At 51.2% G+C, this 19,687-nt stretch carries 15 protein-coding genes and 1 tRNA gene; 4 read left to right on the forward strand and 12 right to left on the reverse strand.

Annotated elements, in window-relative coordinates:
- Positions 1 to 6: 6 nt before the first annotated feature.
- The 9 genes from METH5_RS0105750 to METH5_RS0105790 all read right to left on the reverse strand — a co-directional run bounded on the left by METH5_RS0105750 (position 7) and on the right by METH5_RS0105790 (position 12,201).
- Positions 7 to 321 (reverse strand): ferredoxin, encoded by a 315-nt coding sequence (locus METH5_RS0105750; protein ID WP_029147612.1) that lies wholly within the window; start codon positions 319 to 321, stop codon positions 7 to 9.
- Positions 322 to 359: 38 nt separating this feature from the next.
- Positions 360 to 1,316 (reverse strand): energy transducer TonB, encoded by a 957-nt coding sequence (locus METH5_RS0105755; RefSeq protein WP_029147613.1) that lies wholly within the window; start codon positions 1,314 to 1,316, stop codon positions 360 to 362.
- A gap of 15 nt (positions 1,317 to 1,331) precedes the next feature.
- On the reverse strand, positions 1,332 to 2,702 hold the full coding sequence (gene mpl / locus METH5_RS0105760) for a UDP-N-acetylmuramate:L-alanyl-gamma-D-glutamyl-meso-diaminopimelate ligase (RefSeq protein WP_029147614.1): 1,371 nt from the start codon (positions 2,700 to 2,702) through the stop codon (positions 1,332 to 1,334).
- Between the two features lie 70 nt (positions 2,703 to 2,772).
- Positions 2,773 to 3,399, reverse strand: a complete 627-nt coding sequence (thiE, locus tag METH5_RS0105765) for a thiamine phosphate synthase (RefSeq protein WP_029147615.1) — start codon at positions 3,397 to 3,399, stop codon at positions 2,773 to 2,775.
- Positions 3,383 to 4,240, reverse strand: coding sequence for a hydroxymethylpyrimidine/phosphomethylpyrimidine kinase (locus METH5_RS0105770; RefSeq protein ID WP_029147616.1), 858 nt, complete (start codon positions 4,238 to 4,240; stop codon positions 3,383 to 3,385). The genes thiE and METH5_RS0105770 overlap by 17 nt, the downstream gene beginning before the upstream one ends.
- An 11-nt stretch (positions 4,241 to 4,251) precedes the next feature.
- A tRNA-Gly gene (locus METH5_RS0105775) sits at positions 4,252 to 4,325 on the reverse strand.
- A gap of 105 nt (positions 4,326 to 4,430) precedes the next feature.
- A complete protein-coding gene (locus METH5_RS0105780; protein WP_029147617.1) occupies positions 4,431 to 7,853 on the reverse strand; it encodes a filamentous hemagglutinin N-terminal domain-containing protein in 3,423 nt (1,140 codons plus the stop codon).
- Between the two features lie 230 nt (positions 7,854 to 8,083).
- A complete protein-coding gene (locus tag METH5_RS0105785; RefSeq protein WP_029147618.1) occupies positions 8,084 to 9,790 on the reverse strand; it encodes a ShlB/FhaC/HecB family hemolysin secretion/activation protein in 1,707 nt (568 codons plus the stop codon).
- 137 nt (positions 9,791 to 9,927) lie between these two features.
- On the reverse strand, positions 9,928 to 12,201 hold the full coding sequence (locus METH5_RS0105790) for a primosomal protein N' (RefSeq protein ID WP_036307645.1): 2,274 nt from the start codon (positions 12,199 to 12,201) through the stop codon (positions 9,928 to 9,930).
- A gap of 59 nt (positions 12,202 to 12,260) precedes the next feature.
- Between METH5_RS0105790 and argS the strand changes: the two genes are divergently transcribed.
- From argS to METH5_RS0105805, 3 genes are all read left to right on the forward strand, one after another.
- Entirely contained in the window at positions 12,261 to 13,919 is a 1,659-nt protein-coding gene (gene argS, locus METH5_RS0105795) for an arginine--tRNA ligase (protein ID WP_029147620.1), read from the forward strand.
- A 45-nt stretch (positions 13,920 to 13,964) separates the two neighbouring features.
- Positions 13,965 to 14,555 carry an SPOR domain-containing protein gene (locus METH5_RS0105800; protein WP_029147621.1) on the forward strand — a complete coding sequence of 197 codons (591 nt, stop codon included), beginning with the start codon at positions 13,965 to 13,967 and terminating at the stop codon, positions 14,553 to 14,555.
- A 71-nt stretch (positions 14,556 to 14,626) separates the two neighbouring features.
- Positions 14,627 to 15,271: a thiol:disulfide interchange protein DsbA/DsbL gene (locus METH5_RS0105805; RefSeq protein WP_029147622.1), complete on the forward strand. Its 645-nt coding sequence runs from the start codon at positions 14,627 to 14,629 to the stop codon at positions 15,269 to 15,271.
- A gap of 948 nt (positions 15,272 to 16,219) precedes the next feature.
- Here the strand turns inward: METH5_RS0105805 and METH5_RS0105820 are convergent.
- Positions 16,220 to 17,878 (reverse strand): TrkA family potassium uptake protein, encoded by a 1,659-nt coding sequence (locus METH5_RS0105820; protein WP_036308195.1) that lies wholly within the window; start codon positions 17,876 to 17,878, stop codon positions 16,220 to 16,222.
- A 61-nt stretch (positions 17,879 to 17,939) separates the two neighbouring features.
- Positions 17,940 to 18,314: a DUF6394 family protein gene (locus METH5_RS0105825; RefSeq protein WP_029147624.1), complete on the reverse strand. Its 375-nt coding sequence runs from the start codon at positions 18,312 to 18,314 to the stop codon at positions 17,940 to 17,942.
- 58 nt (positions 18,315 to 18,372) lie between these two features.
- Here METH5_RS0105825 and METH5_RS0105830 point away from each other — a divergent pair, with 58 nt between their 5' ends.
- Entirely contained in the window at positions 18,373 to 19,191 is an 819-nt protein-coding gene (locus METH5_RS0105830) for an SDR family oxidoreductase (protein ID WP_029147625.1), read from the forward strand.
- A gap of 17 nt (positions 19,192 to 19,208) precedes the next feature.
- Here the strand turns inward: METH5_RS0105830 and METH5_RS0105835 are convergent, their stop codons facing one another.
- Complete coding sequence (locus tag METH5_RS0105835) at positions 19,209 to 19,544, reverse strand: YegP family protein (protein ID WP_029147626.1); 336 nt, start codon at positions 19,542 to 19,544, stop codon at positions 19,209 to 19,211.
- Positions 19,545 to 19,687 lie beyond the last annotated feature (143 nt).

The following is a 19,687-nucleotide window of genomic DNA, read 5'->3' on the forward strand; positions in this document are numbered from 1 at the left end:
GCCACCTTAAACCAGCAAGCGCTCCACCACCTTGCCTTGTTGCAGGTGGCTTTCAATAATGTCATCAATGTCGCTTTCATCGACAAAGGTGTACCACACGGCATCCGGGTACACCACCATCACCGGCCCCTCGGCGCAGCGATCAAGACAACCGGCACGATTGATGCGTACCTTGCCTGCACCGGCCAGGCCCTGTTGTTTGACTTTCTTTTTCATGTAGTCAAACACGGCCTCGGCGCCTCTGTTCATGCAGCAGTCTTCACCATTTTCGCGTTGGTTAAGACAAAAAAAGACGTGATATTGAAAGTGACTAACGGTCATAACGATTACCTTGTAAAGCCTCTTACCGAAGGCAGCCCTTATTCGGTGGAGAGTTGGGCATCTCTGCTAAAAGTCCAGGTACGCGTAATGCTCAGTACGTCGGTATCCTGGCGAATATCTTCCGAAAAAACCGGAAACGGGGCAGCCAGCTGGACAATGCGGCGTGCAGATTCATCTAATATCCGGTGGCCGGAGCTTTGATGGATACGGATACTCTCTATACTACCATCGGCTTTGACTGAAACGGTCATTTGCAATTTGCCATAAAGCTTTTGTGTCATGGCCGTTTGCGGATAATTAAGGTTACCAACCCGCTCAATTTTCTGTCGCCATTGCTCAACATAATTGGCAAACCGGTACTCTCTGGTACGTGCGCCAACAAACTGGCGCTTGGGCCGCATCTCGTACTCTTCTTGCTGCTTGGCGATCAGGGCTTCCAGTTTGGCCATCTCTTGCATGGCCGCCGTTTGCGGCTGCGCTTGCACCAGCACATGCTGGGAGGGTGGTTGCTGCCTGGTGGCCGGATGCGGCTGTGACAACGGCGGCGTCTGCAAACTGGTCACCGCCTGGCTGGCTTTTAACTGTGTTAACAGCGCTTGCGCCTCTTGCTCCAGTTGGGCCACACGCTGTTTTTCGCGCACGAGCTCCGTCTCTTGTGGGCTGGCGGCAGTGGTTGCCGATGGTAGCGTGGCCTGGGCCGCGTGCGGCATAGCAGCCTGTATTTGTTGCACGCTAGGCAACGGGCTTTTCATGGTCCGCTTTTCGTCGGTATTGCCACCACGATCAAGATTGGCTTGCGCCAGCGCATCCGCTTTTTGGGGGGCACTGCGCGTTTTGCTGTTGACCAGCATCACCTGCAATGAAGGAATCTGGTCTTTAAACGCTTTGAGTTCAGGTTGAAAATGTAGCGTCAACACCACCGCATGCGCCAGTAGCGAAAACCATAACGCCCATACCAGCGGTGAACGTTGACTCAAGCCATTGCGAAAACCCATCGGGTATCTGCCTGCTTATCCCTGCAAGGCCTGCAACAGTTTTTGGTGCACACCACCAAAACCACCATTACTCATCACCAGCACATGATCGCCCGGTGTTGCCACGGCGGTGACGGCAGCTACCAACTGGCCCAAATCATCAAACGTTTGCGCTTTGTGCTGGATGGGGGCTAATGCCGCCGCCGCATCCCAACCCAGGTTATTGGCATAACAGAACACCGCATCGGCATCACGCAGACTGTCGGGCAGGGCGTCTTTCATCACGCCCAGCTTCATGGTGTTAGAGCGCGGCTCCAGCACGGCCAAAATTCTGGCCGCGCCCACTTTGGCACGCAAGCCAGCTACTGTGGTAGCAATCGCCGTCGGGTGATGGGCAAAATCATCATACACCGTCACCTCGTTGATAACGCCTTTGACCTCCATGCGCCGCTTCACATTTTTAAACTCGCTCAATGCTTCAATCGCGACACAGGGCGCGACACCGACATGACGCGCAGCAGCAATCACTGCCAGCGCATTGCTACGGTTATGCTCACCAAGCAACTCCCAGCTCACATTGCCCTGGCGCTCACCATTTAAGTAGACATCAAAACGGCCTTGGGCATCAACGTTTTGCACTTGCCAGCCAGTGGCAGTGTCTATGCGCTCCAGGCCACTCCAGCAGCCACGTGCAATCACGCGGTCCAGGCTGTCCTGCTGGTTAGCAACCACCAGACCTTGTTGCGGCACGGTGCGCACCAGGTGATGAAATTGTTTCTCGATCGCCGCCAGGTCTTCAAAAATATCGGCGTGGTCAAACTCCAGGTTATTCAGCACCGCCGTGCGTGGGCGGTAGTGCACGAATTTTGAGCGTTTATCAAAAAAAGCGGTATCGTATTCGTCGGCCTCAATCACAAAAAATGGTGAAACCGATGCTGGGTCTTGTTTAGGTGTTTGTGGTAAACGGGCAGAGACACCAAAGTTTTCCGGCACACCGCCGATGAGGAAACCAGGCGCCAAGCCTGCATATTCGAGCACCCAGGCCAGCATGGAAGAAGTGGTCGTCTTGCCATGCGTACCCGCGACAGCCAATACCCACTTACCTTGCAACACGTTTTCGGCCAGCCACTGCGGGCCAGAAATATACGGCAAGCCCTGGTTGAGGATTTCTTCCATCAGAGGATTACCGCGTGTGACCACGTTACCAATCACATAAATATCGGGGTTAAGGCTAGTTTGCGCGGGGTCAAACCCCTCAACCAGCTCGATACCTTGCGCTTCAAGCTGCGTGCTCATAGGGGGGTAAACATTGGCATCACACCCGGTGACACGATGCCCGGCCGCTTTGGCCAGTACGGCAATGCCGCCCATAAAAGTGCCACAAATACCAAGGATGTGAATATGCATAGAATTTACCAGATCAGTTAACGCATGCATTTTACCAAACAACGTCTGGTAAAGCGGTAGCGATTAGCGCTCAATTTTTTGCAAATAAAGGCTGATACTGGCGGCAATGCGCAGCAATATCCGCAGCCTGGAAAATATCGGTAATCACTGCCAGCGCATCGGCACCTGCTTCAATCAGCGGGCGGGCGTTATCTAAGGTAATGCCGCCAATGCCAACCACTGGCACCGATAATAACTGCTTGGCTTGTGTGAACAAGGCAGATGTCGCTCTGGGCGCGTCAGGCTTGGTAGAAGAAGAGTAACAAGCACCAAAGGCCACGTAATCAGCGCCTGCTGCCTGCGCCTGCTCGGCCAATTCAAAGCGGTTATAGCAAGAGGCACCGATGATTTTCTGTTTACCCAGCACCGCCCGTGCTGCACTGATGGCACTGTCGTGCTGACCAACATGCACACCGTCAGCATCCAGTGCCGCGGCCAGCGCCACATGGTCATTCATCAGCAAAGGCACATTGGCCTGGCGACAAATAGCGAGCAGGGCAGTTGCCTGCTCTAAACGCAAAGCATCACTGGCAGTTTTGTGGCGGTATTGCACTAACGCAACACCGCCTTGCAAGGCCTGTGTCACTTGGGCACAAAGTAATCCGGTGTCATCACAATCTGGCGTGACCAGATATAACCCGCTAATGCTGAAGTTCACTCGCTTTTTCCTGCACGTCAGATTCACGCGCCCAAAAAAACCGGTCAGGGATAAACTGCCCCATGCCAGGACGGAACGCATAGCGCAATGTTTGCCAGGTAAATTCCTGCGCTTCATGCACGGCTTCTTCCATGGTCAAGCCATGTGCCAAGCAGGCGGTAATCGCACTGGTCAAGGTACAACCAGAACCATGATAACTACCTGGCAGACGCTCCCAGTGATAATCTTTAATCAGCCCCGGCAGCTCGTTTTGCACACCATATAAACTGTTAACGACATCCAGCGAGCGCTCGTGTGTGCCGGTAATCATCACATACTCGCTACCCATGCTCAACAAACGCAACGCGCACTCTTCGAGCGAGCTGTGTTTTACCTCATCACCCTCATCGTAATAAGCCAGACGACGTGCCTCCAGGCTATTCGGTGTAATCAGGGTTGCCTGCGGAAACAGAAGCTCGCACATGGCGGCCTGCATTTCTTCATTAGAGAGTTCATCGCCTCGACCAGAAGCCAGAATCGGGTCTATGATCAACGGCACATCTGGGTAATCGGCGACGATTTCGGCAATCACTGCCACGTTTTCCACACTGCCCAACAAGCCTAATTTAAAGGCATTCACAGACACATCTTCGAGAATCGCACGGGCCTGGTCATTAATCCAGTCCGCATCTAGCGGCATCACACTTTCAACGCCTACCGTATCTTGCACCGTGATACCAGTAATTACCGACAGCGGGTAACAACCAATACTGGACAATGCCATGATGTCAGCCTGCACACCGGCGCCACTACTCGGGTCGGTTGCTGCAAACGTTAAAACGGTGGGAGGAGTATTAGCCATGAAAATTCCTTTGGAGCGGCTGACGGGAATCGAACCCGCGTATCAAGCTTGGGAAGCTGGCGTTCTACCATTGAACTACAGCCGCGAACGAATGACCGCTATTTTACTTGGTGTCTGGTCGAATACAAAACATTATTCGGCACAAAAGCAAAAGCCGGACAATTGTCCGGCTTTTGCTAGGCTGATTAAATTAAATACAATTTGAGTTGACGCCGTCTGGCAATTTCACGCCAGAACTCAGGATAGGCGTACTGCCCAAATGGTCCTCATTGGTTGGACAAGCCACCGCATCCAGATCATCCTCATCACCAGCAGCAGGGTTCAGAGAAACGATAAACATCGTATTCAAGATCGGGTTGTTAGGAATCAAGCCACCTAAACCGGCATCATCACGTGGTGATGCGAACCCGGCAGGCGTTGGCGTGACTGGCACAGCTGTAATGCTACCCGTTGCGGTTGAGTTATTGCTGACCGTCGTATAAGCATTGTAAATAACTTTGCCCTCATTGGTCACCGCACTGGTGATCGTTGTCGCACCCGTAGTAATCGCCTTACCTGCGCCCACAGCTGCTGTGTCAAACGATGCGCTGGTTAATGCCGCTGGCGAGAAGGTAACCACATCATTATCAAGCACGCCGCTGGTTGTCAGCGTCAAGCCACTTAAATCAGTCACCGTATTAGTACCATCAAACACCTTGGTAGATGTACCCGCCAAGGTCGCAGTGACTGTTGGCGTCACTTGATGTACAAAGCCGTTACCAGTGCCTAACAAGGCGCCACCAAATGCAGTGCCATATTGCTTGTAATCATAAGTCGCCAGCAAATTACTGCCTTTTACATCGCCGGTTGGATCATTACTGTAAATGGTCCAACGGCCGGTTGCCCCATCATTAAATTTGATAGTGTGCCCCGCAGGGCTAGCGTTATTAATAAAGTGACGGCCCGCAACCAGCTGGACTGCTTTACCTGCATCAGCTGGAACTTCATTCCTATTGCTTGTGATATCGCCATTCATGTATACATCACGGACAGCCTGAACAAGAATCCTAGCGCCATTGCCCGCTATACCAGTACCCGTTTTGTCTCCACCTTCAACAGTGATAGCGCCAAAGTTAATATCGCTGTCAACTGCCGTGGTTTTTAATGTCACGGCTCCTGCTGCACCACCGGACTTATTCGTACCATTACCATCTGCACCAGAAGCTGTAATCGCCTGAACAGTAATACCTTTAGCTGCAGTGATGCTCACAGCACCAGCACTCTTGCCATCGGTATTAGCACGGCCGGTACCAGCACTGGTATCAATATTGCCAGCGGCCACGGTTCCACCAGCAGCAGAAAGCGTTACTTTATTGCCAATAGCGTTAAAACCACCCTTGGTAGACACATCGCCAACGGTCACATTGCCTGTAGTGCTTTTAACACTCACCTCACCAGAGGCCACAGAAACAATAGAAGTACGTCCGGCATTACCTGCACCCGTCGTAATATTGCCTACTTTGGCATCACCGGTAGTGGTAATGTCGACCTTACCGCCAGTGCCGCCGTTGCCAATTGGTAATGTTTTCAGTGGCACGACAGATACAATTGTAGGTGTCGTGTTGCCATTACCAGGACTGCCAGAATTCGAGCCTGACGTATTGATACTGCCCGTCATATTCAGGCTGCCTGCCTGAATAACCACGCTACCGCCATTAAATCCATTGCTTGCGCTCGGTGCAACGCGTCCATTCGCCGTAATGTTGGCTGTGCCTAAATCTGCCAAACCAGCCACGGTGATTTTGATACTGCCTGCATGGCCAAAGCCTTTATCATCACCATTGGCACTAATATTACCTGCGGTGTGAGTCAATGTTGCTGCAGACAAAATTACGCCGCCAGGGCCAGTAATATTGGCACCAATCGCCAAATTACCCACTCCATCAGTATCAGCATCGGCTTTCAGATTGATACTGCCTTTGCCTGAGGTGGTCAACGCCGCATTCACATTGATATCGTTATTGGCTTCAAGGCGAATATTGCCATCCACGTTCATCGTGACGGCTGTATTTACGTTAATGTCTTTTGTCGCTTGCAAAAACAACTCGCTAAAGCCGGTGATGCCTGCAACATTAATATTGGTTGTACCGCCAGCATTGTCACCAAACGCCACATCTGGCGTACCAGAAGCATTATCGGTGACTGCAGAGCCGCCGCTGATCAAGTTGATTGTCTCAGGGTCCAACAACACTGAACCGCCAAGGCCATTAGCCGCGGCCACATTCACAGTGCCAAGAAAAGCCAGGTCTTGCTTGCCAGAGACCTCAACAAAACCACCATTACCACTGGCCGCACCGCCTTGTGCAGAAATACTGCCATAGTAACGGGTCAAATTATCGGCCCAGACAACCACCTTACCGCCGTCACCCTGTTGGAGTGCATCCGCTTTGATAGTCGCGCCACTCGCAACATAAGTGGTTCTTGAGTTATAAACAGCGTCGTTTTTACCTTGGTAATCACCACCAACCAGCACCTTGCCACCACCCGTATCACCAGAGGCATCCAGTAAGGCACCATTCATCAAGGCCACTTGCTCACCGGTAACTTCAATCGACCCACCCGTCGTGCCTTGACCTTGTGCGATCAACTGGCCTGACACCTCAACCTTAGCGTTATCGCCACCTTCAAGGCTGATCATGCCGTTGCGTTCAACCAGTTGATTGGCTTCAACAATGCCGGAAACATTGATTGCTGACGAACGGGCATTCGTTGCTAATTGCACCAAACCACCATCTGCATAAATGGACCCGCTGTTTTTAATGGTTGCTTCAAGCGCATCGCCTGATAATTTAACTTTTACCAAGCCATTGCCAAAAAAGTCTAACGTTGCCGTTTGTGCAGAACCCAGTGCCACGCTGCCATTGCTGGCGACCAAAGTGCCACTGTTGTCTACTGTTTTACCCAGCAAAACAATATAACCTTCGTTTTGTGCTTTAATCACGCCGCGGTTTTCGATATTGCCCACAAGGTTGCCTGCGGTAAACTGATAATTACCCTGCAAAAAAGCCTCATTGGAAATATTTAAGGTAGAAGCCACAATATTACCGACGTTGACCTCTGAGCCTTTGCCAAACAGGATGCCATTCTGGTTCACCAGAAACAGGCTACCCTTAGCGTTTAACGTACCCATAATTTCGGAACGGCTGTTGCCAATCACGCGATACAGTGCGCGACCAGCATCAGGCATGATGACATCCAGCTGATTGCCTTTCGCCACGCCGAACTTGTAGAAATCAACAATGTTGACATTGGCGGTATGAATATACTGGGTGTGGGTCGCGCTGACCTCTTTCACGGTCAGGTCACCGGCAATCACACCAGCCACAACGTTAGTATCTGCCATTGATGAGAGAGGCATGATCGCCGCGGCAAATGCACTCGCAACGACAAAACGCCATTTGCTCGAAGAGGTCAATGCTGCAGCAAGCATCCCGCTTGCCGCCGGCGCTTCGCCCACTTGACCACTCACATTAGATTTACCATGGGCACGGGCTGTTTCGGCGACTGCCACCCACGCTTGCTGGAGCTTGCTCCAGACCAAACGATAAACATGGTTTAAGGATGCTGCTTTCATGACACTTCTCCTTTAGTAAGAAACGCCACTGATCTTCCAAGACCAGTGGGTTACCATCACTTCTCTCAATTCCTGATATGGGTGTAATTTTGGTTCAGGAAATTATTTTTGTATGTAGCCCACTATGACTAATCCAACTCCAATTGGACTAGTCAATATTCAGCGATGCTACTTACTTTTTTATATGTCCAGACTTATTGCCTGGATCATTGTTTACTAGCGGGGTGATACTAGAAATTTTTTCTTAACTGGCCCCAGAGTTGGTACTCTGTATTACTTTCGGCAGCATCAAGATCGCGTTTCTGCTGTGTGTAGGTCGTGGTTAAAATCCATTGCCCCGGGAACTGAATATCAGTACCGACACCAACCATGTTAGACCTGACGTACCGACTGCTGCCAATCGGGTCATGGTTCAACTTGCCGCGGCCCGCATCAAAAAATGCAAATGGCGTGACGGACTGAATATAAGGCGTGACATCCGCACCGGTAGTCGCAAATGTTTTGCGCACGTCGGTGCCTACCATCCAGCCTTGGTCAGCCTGGCTTGGAATCTCTGAAAATTGACGCCAGCGGTTAATGGCACCAATACCAAAGCGCTCAGCAATATCCAGGTTGTTACCGGCGCCCTGATAATCGGCCCGCACAATCCAGTTCACACCATTGTCAAACACTTGGGTACGGCTGGAGGTCCAGTTCCACTTCACAAAACTGCCTTGGGTATCAAGTAATCCCCGGTCATTCGCTTTTGCCAGCGAGTCTTTATAAGAGACATTACCGCCAGTGACCAAGAAGCTCCATTGATAAGCCACACTACCGGTTTCGTTAATCCAGTCACCCACCAGGCCTAGCTCCAGGCTACTGATATCGCGACGATTATTAATCGAAAATGCATCAACATCATCATCTAAAATCTTGTAGTTAGTGCCCACTTTAAAGGCGACGCCTTTTTTGGTTTCACGCAACAACGGATGCTCAAGTGACGCATACAGATAATGCGCATCACCAGAGGCATCAAACTGCTTGAAATCACCGCCGAGCTTATAATCTACATAGCTATAGGCTAAGTTCATGATCGTGCCTGCACTGCCCACAGGAGTAAAATACAAGCCGCTTAACGAGCGCTGACCTTCATCTCTTGAAGTTTTACCGACTACGGCCAATTGGTCGCCACGGCCATTGAGGTTATTCACGGCCAAACCAAAGCCCAGCGTTTCGTGGTTGGTGTAGCGGTTACCATAAGTGTTTGCACTGACAAAACCACTGTATTTGGTTCTAGGTTCCACAGACACAGCCACATCTGAGCTACCGACCGCCTCACCGGGGTTAAGCTGTGAAGTCACCTGTATGCCCGGCAAGCCGTTCATCACCATAATGTTACGCACCAGGTTGCGCTCATTGAGCACATCACCCTTATTCAAGCCGTATTCTGACAATGACTGGAAATAAGGCTGATCCAGGCCTTGGCCAACTTCAGCTTTAACGTCACCCAATGTGCCCTCCAAAATAGAGAGCTCAACAACGGCCGCAGCTTCTGTGGTTTTCTGCAAATCCTGGGTGGGCAAATACACTTGCGTTAACAAATAGCCGCGCTGACGATAATAGTTACGCACCGTACCAACCGCTTCATTCAGTTCACGCAAGCCAATTTCATGGCCGGTCAGGTGCGCCAGTTGCGCAGCCAGCACTTCATCTGAAAATTGTTTGTTGCCAGAAAACTTAAATTCTTTAACCACAATTTTGAGGCTGGATTTTTTTTGTTTTCTTTCTGGTGCAGGCGTTTCTTCAGGCACCTGAATGATCGGTCTTGGCTCAGGCAACACCGGTCTTGGTAAGTTTTGCTGAATGTCCGGCAAAGAAACACCGCCGGCCAGTACTTGCGATGTATAGCCGATTGCCAACAGCTGCAGCAGGCCTATACGCTTTAATTGTGTGTTCAAGATGACTCCCCAAAAACTTTATAAAATCTATATCATTTAAATAGTATAACAACGCCAAAATTTACCTTAAAAAACACGCAAATACTAACGTATTTTTACAATAAATCAGGCATTTAGTAGCATATTTGTAATTTTCGCTAGTATTCCAGCGCGTCCACATCAAGCACCCAGCGTACTTTTGCTTGCAGCGGATGTGTTCTTACCCAATCGACCGCCACCAAAAGCAGCTGCTGCAAGGCGCCGCGATGCACAGACTGCAACATCACATAGCCGCGTTCCATTTTGTTTAGCCTGGCAATGCCAGGGCGCACCGGGTCATACACCAACGGCTGCTCGGGCAAGGTTGCAGCGTGTGCCGAAACATACTCTCTGGCCGCCTGGCTAAAGTCGCTCAAAAACTGATTCACCAGCGCGTAATCAGCCGCCTCAGCCTTCATTACGGCGATATAGGTCGCCGGCGGAAACTGCATGGCCATGCGTTCTTGCAACAAATCATTAGCAAAATCGGCGTAGTTTTGCTCGCGCAAAGCGGCAAATAAAGCATGCTGCGGAAAAGCGGTTTGTACCAGCACCTCCCCTGGCTTGTCTCCGCGACCGGCGCGACCAGCCACCTGCATCAGCTGGGCAAACAGGCGCTCGCTGGCACGATAATCCGGGCTATACAGCGCACCATCGACATCCAGCACGCCAACTAGCGTCAAATTGGCAAAGTCATGGCCTTTGGCCAGCATTTGCGTACCAATTAAAATATCAATTTGACCGGCATGTACCGCGGACAACAGCTCAGTTAAGGCATCCTTGGCCTGAATGGTGTCTCTATCCACCCGCGCAACGCGCGCTTGCGGAAAAAGCTGTTGCATACTTTCTTCAACGCGCTGTGTGGCCTGGCCAATCGGGCGCAAATCAGGGTTACCGCAACTAGGGCATTGCACAGGAATCGGCTGCTCATCGCCACAATGATGGCAACGCAAGACACGCTGGCGCAAGTGCAACACAGCTTTGGCCGAGCAGCGGCGGCAGTCTGCCAGCCACTGGCAAGCAGAGCAATGCAGTACCGGCGCGTAACCTCGACGATTAATAAATAGCAAGCTCTGCTCACCTCGCTGCAAACGCAGCTCAATCGCCTGCTTTAACTGCGGCGTGAGCCCGGCTTCTGGCGGACTGTGCGTAGTATCTATGCAAAAAATGCGGGGTAATTTTGCCTGGGCAGCCGCGCGTTTGGTTAAGGTCAGCAATCGGTAGCTTGGCTTTTTGGCAGCCGACGCGCCTTGCCCCTGGTCACCCGTGGCGTTATACCAGCTTTCCAGCGAAGGCGTTGCACTGCCCAGCACCACCGGAATCCCGCATTGCTTGGCACGCACCAGCGCCACATCCCGCGCATGGTAACGCATACCATCTTGCTGCTTGTAAGAGGTGTCATGCTCCTCATCGAGAATCATCAGTTTGAGATGCGGCATGGGCGTAAAAACACTCAACCGGGTGCCGATGACGATGCGCGCCACCCCAGACTGGGCCGCCTGCCAGTTTTGCAAGCGCTCACTCTCGCTTAAATGGCTATGCAACGTCACCAACGGAAACTCACTCAGGCGACGACGAAAGCGGCTTTCAAGCTGCGGGGTAAGGTTAATTTCCGGCACCATGATCAGTGCTTGCGCGTGCGGCTCCGCGAGCACGGTTTGCAGCAAGCGAATATACACCTCAGTTTTGCCGGAGCCTGTCACCCCAAATAACAACCAGGGCTGAAAACGATTCAGCCCTTTTAAAATGGCGTTTACGGCATCGGCTTGCTCATTATTGAGTGTCGGCGCCTGGTCTGAGGCGGGTAGAGAAGGGCGGGTCGCAATCACCTCGCGCCTGGTCACAAACCCACCATCAAGCAATGGCTGCATCGCTTTGCGCCAAGTGGCAGACACTTCACCCAGCACTGCTTCACTGCATTCATCATACTGCTGCAAACAGGCAATCAGCCTGGTGAGCACTTGTTGCCGTTTGCCGACAAAGTCTTCCGGGATCGCCTGCGCCAAGTGGTATACCCACATTGTGCGCGTCACCGCGGGTTTAATCTGGCGCAAACGTAGCGGCAAGCTAGCCAACACGGTTTGCCCAAAAGGGTAGTGATAATAGTCGGCGCAAAATCGCAGCAACTTTAAAGTGGCCGCATCAAACGGCACATCGTCAAACACTTGCAGCACGGCTTTGAGCTTATGCTGCGGCACATCCGTTTCAGTCAGCAGCGCCATCACAATCCCAACCAATTGCCGCCCGGCAAAAGGCACCACCACGCGATTGCCTACACAAATAGGCAGGCCAGGGTTCAAATAATCAAACCAGCGATCCAATGGCACATCCAGCACCACGCGCACAATGCTGGCAGGAGAGATGGCCTCAAGGTCGGTGGCGGTTGAACACATGGGTGAAAATGGCTAATTAGGTTAAAATGGCGGTTTGATTATTCAGCGTCATTTTAACCTTGAAACAAACGATCACAGAACTCATTCTGCAAGCGGTGCAACCACTGGTAGAAGACACCTCCAGCCTCAATATCATTCTTGAGCGGCCAAAGTCTGCCGACCATGGTGATTTTGCGACCAATATCGCCATGCAACTGGCCAAGCCTTTAAAACAAAATCCGCGTGCAATTGCGCAACAGATTATTGATGCCTTGCCCGCCAACAACGTCATTAGCAAGGTAGACATTGCAGGCGCTGGCTTTATCAATTTCTTTGTATCGGCAGATAGCAAGCAGGCGATTGTGCATGAGGTTTTGCAATCAGGTGCCGCCTTTGGCCGCAATCAGCTTGGTCAACATGAAAAAGTACAGGTGGAATTCGTCTCTGCCAATCCAACCGGCCCTTTGCATGTTGGTCACGGCCGTGGTGCGGCGGTGGGCGATTGCTTATGCCGCCTGTTAGATGCCAATGGCTGGGATGTTACGCGTGAGTTTTATTACAACGATGCTGGCGCGCAAATCGACAACCTGACCAAGTCAGTGCTGGCACGCGTGCAAGGCCTAGGCCCGGACGATGCAGGCTTCCCCGAAGATGGTTATCGTGGCGACTATATTGTTGATATTGCCCAGGCCTACCAGGCCAAAGCCACCATCATTGCCGATGACATGCAAGTGACCGCTAGCGGTGACGTGCAGGATACCGAGTCTATCCGTAAGTTTGCCGTGGCTTACTTGCGCCATGAGCAAGACCTCGACTTACAGGCTTTTCAGATCAAATTTGATGTGTTTTCACTCGAAAGCGCTTTATACAGTGAAGGCAAAGTAGAAAATACCGTGCAATCCCTGATTGCCAGCGGCCACACCTACGAGCAAGACGACGCCTTATGGCTGCGCACCACCGAGTTTGGCGATGACAAAGACCGCGTCATGCGCAAAAAAGAAGGTGGCTTTACCTACTTTGTGCCCGACGTCGCTTACCACCGCGAAAAATGGAACCGCGGCTTTAAACGCGTGATCAACGAGCAGGGCGCAGACCACCACAGCACCATTACCCGGGTGCGTGCTGGCCTGCAAGCGCTCAATGTCGGCATTCCGCAAGGCTGGCCGGAGTACGTGCTGCATCAAATGGTCACCGTCATGCGTGGTGGCGAAGAGGTCAAACTGTCCAAGCGCGCTGGCAGCTATGTCACACTGCGCGACCTGATTGAAGAGGTTGGCTGCGATGCCACGCGCTACTTCCTGGCGGCGCGCAGTGCAGACTCGCAACTGGTGTTTGATATTGACCTCGCGCGCGCGCAAACCAATGACAACCCGGTCTATTACATTCAGTATGCGCATGCCCGCATTTGCAGTGTGCTCAACCAGTGGAACGGCGACGTAGCCAGCTTAACCGCGGCTGAACTCTCGCCGCTGCAAAGCGCCACTGAAACCACCCTGATGCAAGCGCTGGGCCAATACCCTGAAGTGGTCAGCAGCGCCTGCCAGGCGTTGGCGCCACACATGGTGGCCAACTACCTCAAGGAGCTAGCCAGTGCCTTGCATAGTTATTACAATGACACCAAATTTTTGGTGGATGAGCCGCAGGTTAAACTGGCACGCTTGGCGCTGATCACCGCCACACGGTCCGTATTGCGCAACGGCTTGTCTTTACTGGGTGTCAGTGCCCCAGAAAAAATGTAAGCATCCTGCTCAATAAATGCTTAAATTGATTGGTAAACATCACACATGAGTCGCGACTACAAACCCTCACAAGCCAAAGCAAAAAGTAAAAGCAGCGGCAGCACCTTTTTTAATGGCCTGTTGGTGGGCTTGTTTTTGGGCGTGGCACTCACCGTGGCGCTGATCATCTACATCAAAGGCGATCATAGCCCGTTTTCCAGTGCGTTTAAAAAGGACGACGACCAGCAAGAAATCCCCATTAAAAGCACCGTGACCGAAGAAGAAGTCAAACCAGGCAGCGCTTCGATCGAAGACCCGAACAAGTTTGATTTCTATACGATTTTGCCTGATACCGAAAGCAAAATTAGCGAACAGCAAGTGAAAAAGAACCCCACCATCAAGCAAGAAAGCTATTTTGTGCAGGTGGGCGCGTTTGCCAAAGAAGATGACGCCAACAACCTCAAAACCAGGCTGGCATTGGTCGGTTTCGAGGCATTTGTACAAACCGCAGACATTCCCAATAAAGGCACCATGCACCGCGTGCGCATCGGCCCGCTCAATGATTTGGCCAAAATCAACAAAATCAGCCACGATCTGGAAACCAATGGCTTCCAGGCCAATCTGATCAAGGTCAATATCGAATCTTCAAACCATTAATGCCGCTGTCATCGCATAGGCAGCTGCCACGTTAATGCATAACGTTACACAAAACTTAGGAAACTGACTTTATGAAAAATATGTTGTTGAGTTTGATGCTTTTTGCTGGCTTCACCGCAAGCACCGCTTGGGCAGACCCGCAAATGGGTCAGCAGTTTGATCAGGTTGCACAACAAATTTCGACTGACCAACCAGCCAAAATCGAAGTCATGGAAATTTTCTGGTACGGCTGTCCGCATTGTTACCACATGGAGCAGCCACTGGACGCCTGGGTCAAAAAACTCCCCGCCGATGTGTACTTTAAACGCATGCCAGCCTTGCCTAATGCAAACTGGGCACCAATGGCAAAAGCCTATTTCGCCATGCAAGAACTCGGCGTGCTGGATAAATTGCACACCCAGTTGTTTGACGCGATTCATAAAGCTAAAACACTGAACCCGGCTGACGAAGCCGCGGCCATTGACTGGATCACCAAGCAAGGTGGCCTGGACAAAATCAAGGTCGAAAAAGCCTTTAAGTCGTTTGCCACCAATATGCAAATGAATAAAGCCATGCAAGTATTCCGCTCTTCTGGTGCCACGGGTGTACCTAGCCTGATTATTGATGGCAAATACATCACCGGCAGCTCGATGGCCGGCGGTAATGAAACAGCCCTGCAAACCGCAGACTTTATTATTCAGAATGTGCGCAAAGACAAAGCTACTGGTAAAAAATAATCTAGCCACTGCCCGCTCAAAAACGCCTAATGTGATGCATCAGGCGTTTTTTTGTTTTAAGCGCCTGCAAACCATCTTTGCCGCGGATGAACGCAGATACACGCGGATAAAACCTTATAGGATTTCATGACTGAGAATTTTCAGAATAGACGTTGCAAGGAATCTTACAAAGCATTCTTTTCGCCTTGTTGGCGAGTTACTTTTTTTGCTTGCCCCAAAAAAGTAACCAAAAAGAGGGCACCCAGCCATCACGGCCTGACGGCTCCCTTGCGTTGCTCAACAAAATAAGCCGGTCACGAAACTCGCCCTGACAAGCCACACAAAACGTGGCTTGCTGCGGAGCTCAAACAGCCGATGGCCGACTACTCCCACTTCGTCTCCGCTACTCAGCGTGATGGGATGGGACTTCTCTCACCTAAGTAACATCGCCGAGGTTTGGACGGTTCAAAAACCAGATTCTTTTTTCTTTAATTCGCTAACGGTTGCAGTCGGATGGTGTTCGGGGTCCCCATCTGACGCGCCGAGCAACGCAGGATTGGCGGGAGTTGTCGGTCATCGGCTGTTCGAGTTCCGCGGTGGCTTGCGTCTTTTGCAAGCCGCTAGGGCGAGTTTCGATGACCGCCCGACAAGCCGAGTAGCACAGGAAACAAGCGGAAGCTGGGGTGCATTTCTTTTGGTTACTTATTCTTTGGGCAAGCAAAGAAAAGTAACTCGCCGAAAAGGCGAAAAGCAACCTAACAAACAACTACAAAACCCGCGTGGGCATCAATACCCATCCTACGTCGCGCCCAGCAAGGCGAAAAGAAACCACCCAACCAAAGAGCAACCTTTTATTGTCATCAGACGTCGCCTGGATTCCGATCTACGCCGCAATGACGGTATGAAGGTGGTCACCCAGAGGCAATAACACCCTAACAATGACCTTATTAGCCAATTCTAACCAATGCATTAGCGCCCAGCCCTCAGCCACCGCCCCACCCATGTCTCCGGCATCTCCGTCCCCGTCACCAGATAATGTAGCGTTTTAATATCGTGCATCACAAAACGCTGAATAGATTTCGCCTGATCCAGCCCGCAACATAAAATCGTGTCACCAATCTGCAATGGCGTCGATAATGTCGGCAATAACATTTTTTGCTCGCCCCGCACCAGCATCAGCGGCACCACTGGCATTTCATGTCGCTGCTGTCCGGCGGGACTCATCATCAAGTGCTTGAGTGCAGGCTGTATGTCCTGCTCCATCAACGCACACACAGCCACTGCCATATCGCCCGCAATCGTAATATCCCAAGTATCAGGCACTTGCTCACCCAGCTTGGAAACCAACTGCGCAATCACAGCGTTAGCCCAGGCATTGCCCTGATGCCTGGCGGTGGCCAGAAATTCGGCCAGCATCGGCGACACCATATAAGATAAACAAGTGTGCGCAATCACATCACTCGGTTGCATGGTGCTATCGGCATTAAAGTGCTGAAACAGCGGATCGTTATGCCGTTTGTTTTTGCGGATAATCACGAATAAGTTTGGATTCAACTCAAGCGCCGTCATTACAATCGACAAGTTGTTAATATCATTATCGGTCCCGGCAACAATGCCCACCGCCTGCTCTACCCCGGCCTGCTGCAAAATGTGCGATTCAACCCCGCTGCCGACAATACATTCCTCGCATTGTGTCCCTTGTGGGTCTGCCTCAATAATAGTGACATGCATGCCGCCATTTTGCAGGCTGTTGACTACAGATTTTCCAAATCGGCCAAAGCCACAGGCAATCCAATGCCCTTGCGGCACCGCGGCCGGTGTGGCGATTGCATCGCCCGGCGCGCGAGTCAGCCATTCGTGTAACAAATAGGTGCCCAGCGCATTGAGGCGCATGGCCAAATGCTCACCAAAAATATCATAAGGGTTGATAATGCGGTCCGTACCAAACGAGGCCATATTCGCGGCAATGACATCATTCTGTACCCGGGCCAGCACCGGCAAATCGGGCTTGATCAGTTTCACCGCCACCGCAATCGCCAGATTGGCATGGTCGTCATCGGTCAAGGCCGCCACCCCACGGCACATCGGATGTTTAATGCCCGCATACAGTAGCACTTCAGAAAATTTAGCATCTGCACACAAATGTGGAATGTAAAACTGGTAATCGGTCATTTCCAGCTCATTGATGCGCTCAGGCGAAATTTCCAGCACCACCACGCGCAATTCATTTTTATCCAGTGCGCGCACCAGTTCACCACCGGTTTCACCATAGCCGCAAATGAGGTAAAACGGCTCCATCAGGTTACGCACATCGCGCTGAAACATGGCATTTTTAAAAGCTAGCTTTAGGGCAGACTCTTGAAACAGCGCAATAATCGCCCCAATGGCATAAAACCAGGAAATCACTGTCAGGTAAATCGAGAACGTCATCCACACACGTTGATGCGTGGTGAAAGGGTAGGGAATCTCACCAAAACCAATAGTGGTGGCGGTATAGCTTAGTATATAAAACGCATCAAAAAAGCTGTAGTGATATGGCTGGCCATGGTCATCTGCGCCTGGGATAAGCACGAAACCAATCAGTGCAATGGCATAGCTGATGATGACCATCAGTAGCGGCGCACGCATGCGCCGCAGAATCAGAAAAATGATGTGATTGAGACTCACAAACGGTCCCTACGGGTGCACGCTAGCGACGCAAGGTCACAGTTTCGTAAATAAGCAAAATCACCGAAGTGATATTGGCCAGAAAAGCACCGCCCGACAAAGAAACAATACCGACCATCACCTCGGGTTCTGCGCCTTGGCTCCCGGCCACCACCCAGATAATCGCGGCGGCAATCAGTTGTATGTCAGCCACCAGGCTGGTCGCCAGATGAATCGCACCAATTTGGGTGCGGTCGCCAAACTTAAGCACGGTAGCAATCAAGTTAACCACAATCGCCACATATAACTCGTAATGCAAGTGATGTTGCGGATTATCAATCTCGCCCACAAAAAAACCAAAATTGAGTGTCATGGCCAGAATAATAAAAAAGCCAAAAATCACTTTTTCCAAATTCATTACGTTTCCCCGCGCATTGTTTTATGGCATTCTACCCGATTAAAATTTGTTTACCGTGATGTTTTTTATGCCGAAAAGTAGTGTGTCCGCCATGCGCATTTTAATTACCGGGGCTTCTAGCGGCCTCGGTGCCGCCCTTGCAAACGCGTATGCAGAACAATATGGCGAAAAGCTAGTGTTGGCTTTATGTGGCAGAAATGAAGTCGCATTGCAAACCCTGGCCAAGCACTTAAAACAGCAATATCAAACCACCTGCGTCATTTACTGTGTGGATGTGCGTGCCGCGGCGCAAATGCAATCTATGGCACAAGACTTTTTAAATCGCTTTGGCACGCCGCATATTGTCATCGGCAATGCCGGTGTCAGCCGTGGCACACTCACCGAATATGCTGAAGACATCCCAGCGTTTCAAGCCGTGTTTGAAACCAACGTAATGGGCTTAGTGCACACCTTTCAGCCCTTGATCGAAGCGATGAAAACGGCCGCCAACCAAGGCGAGCCAGCTCAACTGGTCGGCATCGCTAGTGTCGCCGGCATTCGCGGCCTGCCAGGCTCCGGCGCTTACAGTGCCAGCAAAGCTGCTGCCATCACTTACCTGGAAAGCCTGCGCGTAGAAATGCAGCTATACGGTATTGCCGTCACCACCATCGCCCCCGGTTATATCCGCACACCAATGACAGAGATTAACACTTACCCCATGCCATTTTTGATGGACGCCAATGTGTTTGCACGCAAAGCGCTACGGTCTATTGCAGCTAAACGGCGCTTCACCATTATTCCGTGGCAAATGGGCATCGCCGCACGCCTGATGCGACTCTTACCTGCCTGCATGTGGGACCTCATCATGAAAAAAGCCCCGCACAAGGCGAGGCTTTAACAAAAACGTTAGCCTGACTAGGTTAAGTCTTTAATTGTTTCGGTAGGGCCGTTGGTTTTCACCGACGCAATACCATTATCACGGCCAGACTCTGCAGAATACATCTGACTAGTACCGATGACCTGGCTATTGCCCGCCAGTAGATTGAAATAAGGGCGGCCATCTTTAGCAGTTAGCTTCTGATAACGCTCGTCCAACGGACTGTTTTTTTGCACAGACTCAATGCCATTCTGTGCCGCCGCTTTAGTGGTGTACTGCTCACTTTTGAGAATCTGCTCGCCATTGCCAGCCTTCAATGCAAAACTGAATTGCCCGTTCGCATCACTTTTTGTTAGTTCAAACCAACCCGCCATCGCCCGCTCCCTATTTGTGTTGAGAAATTGATACGTCATTAAAGCACTTCAAACAGGTAAAAAACCATTGAAGCATTTTCAATTTTACATAACTTTAAAATAAAATGGCGCACAATACTTTACATTTACAAATGCTGGTCATC

Origin of the sequence: Methylophilus sp. 5 (assembly GCF_000515275.1) — a bacterium.
Lineage (GTDB): Bacteria > Pseudomonadota > Gammaproteobacteria > Burkholderiales > Methylophilaceae > Methylophilus.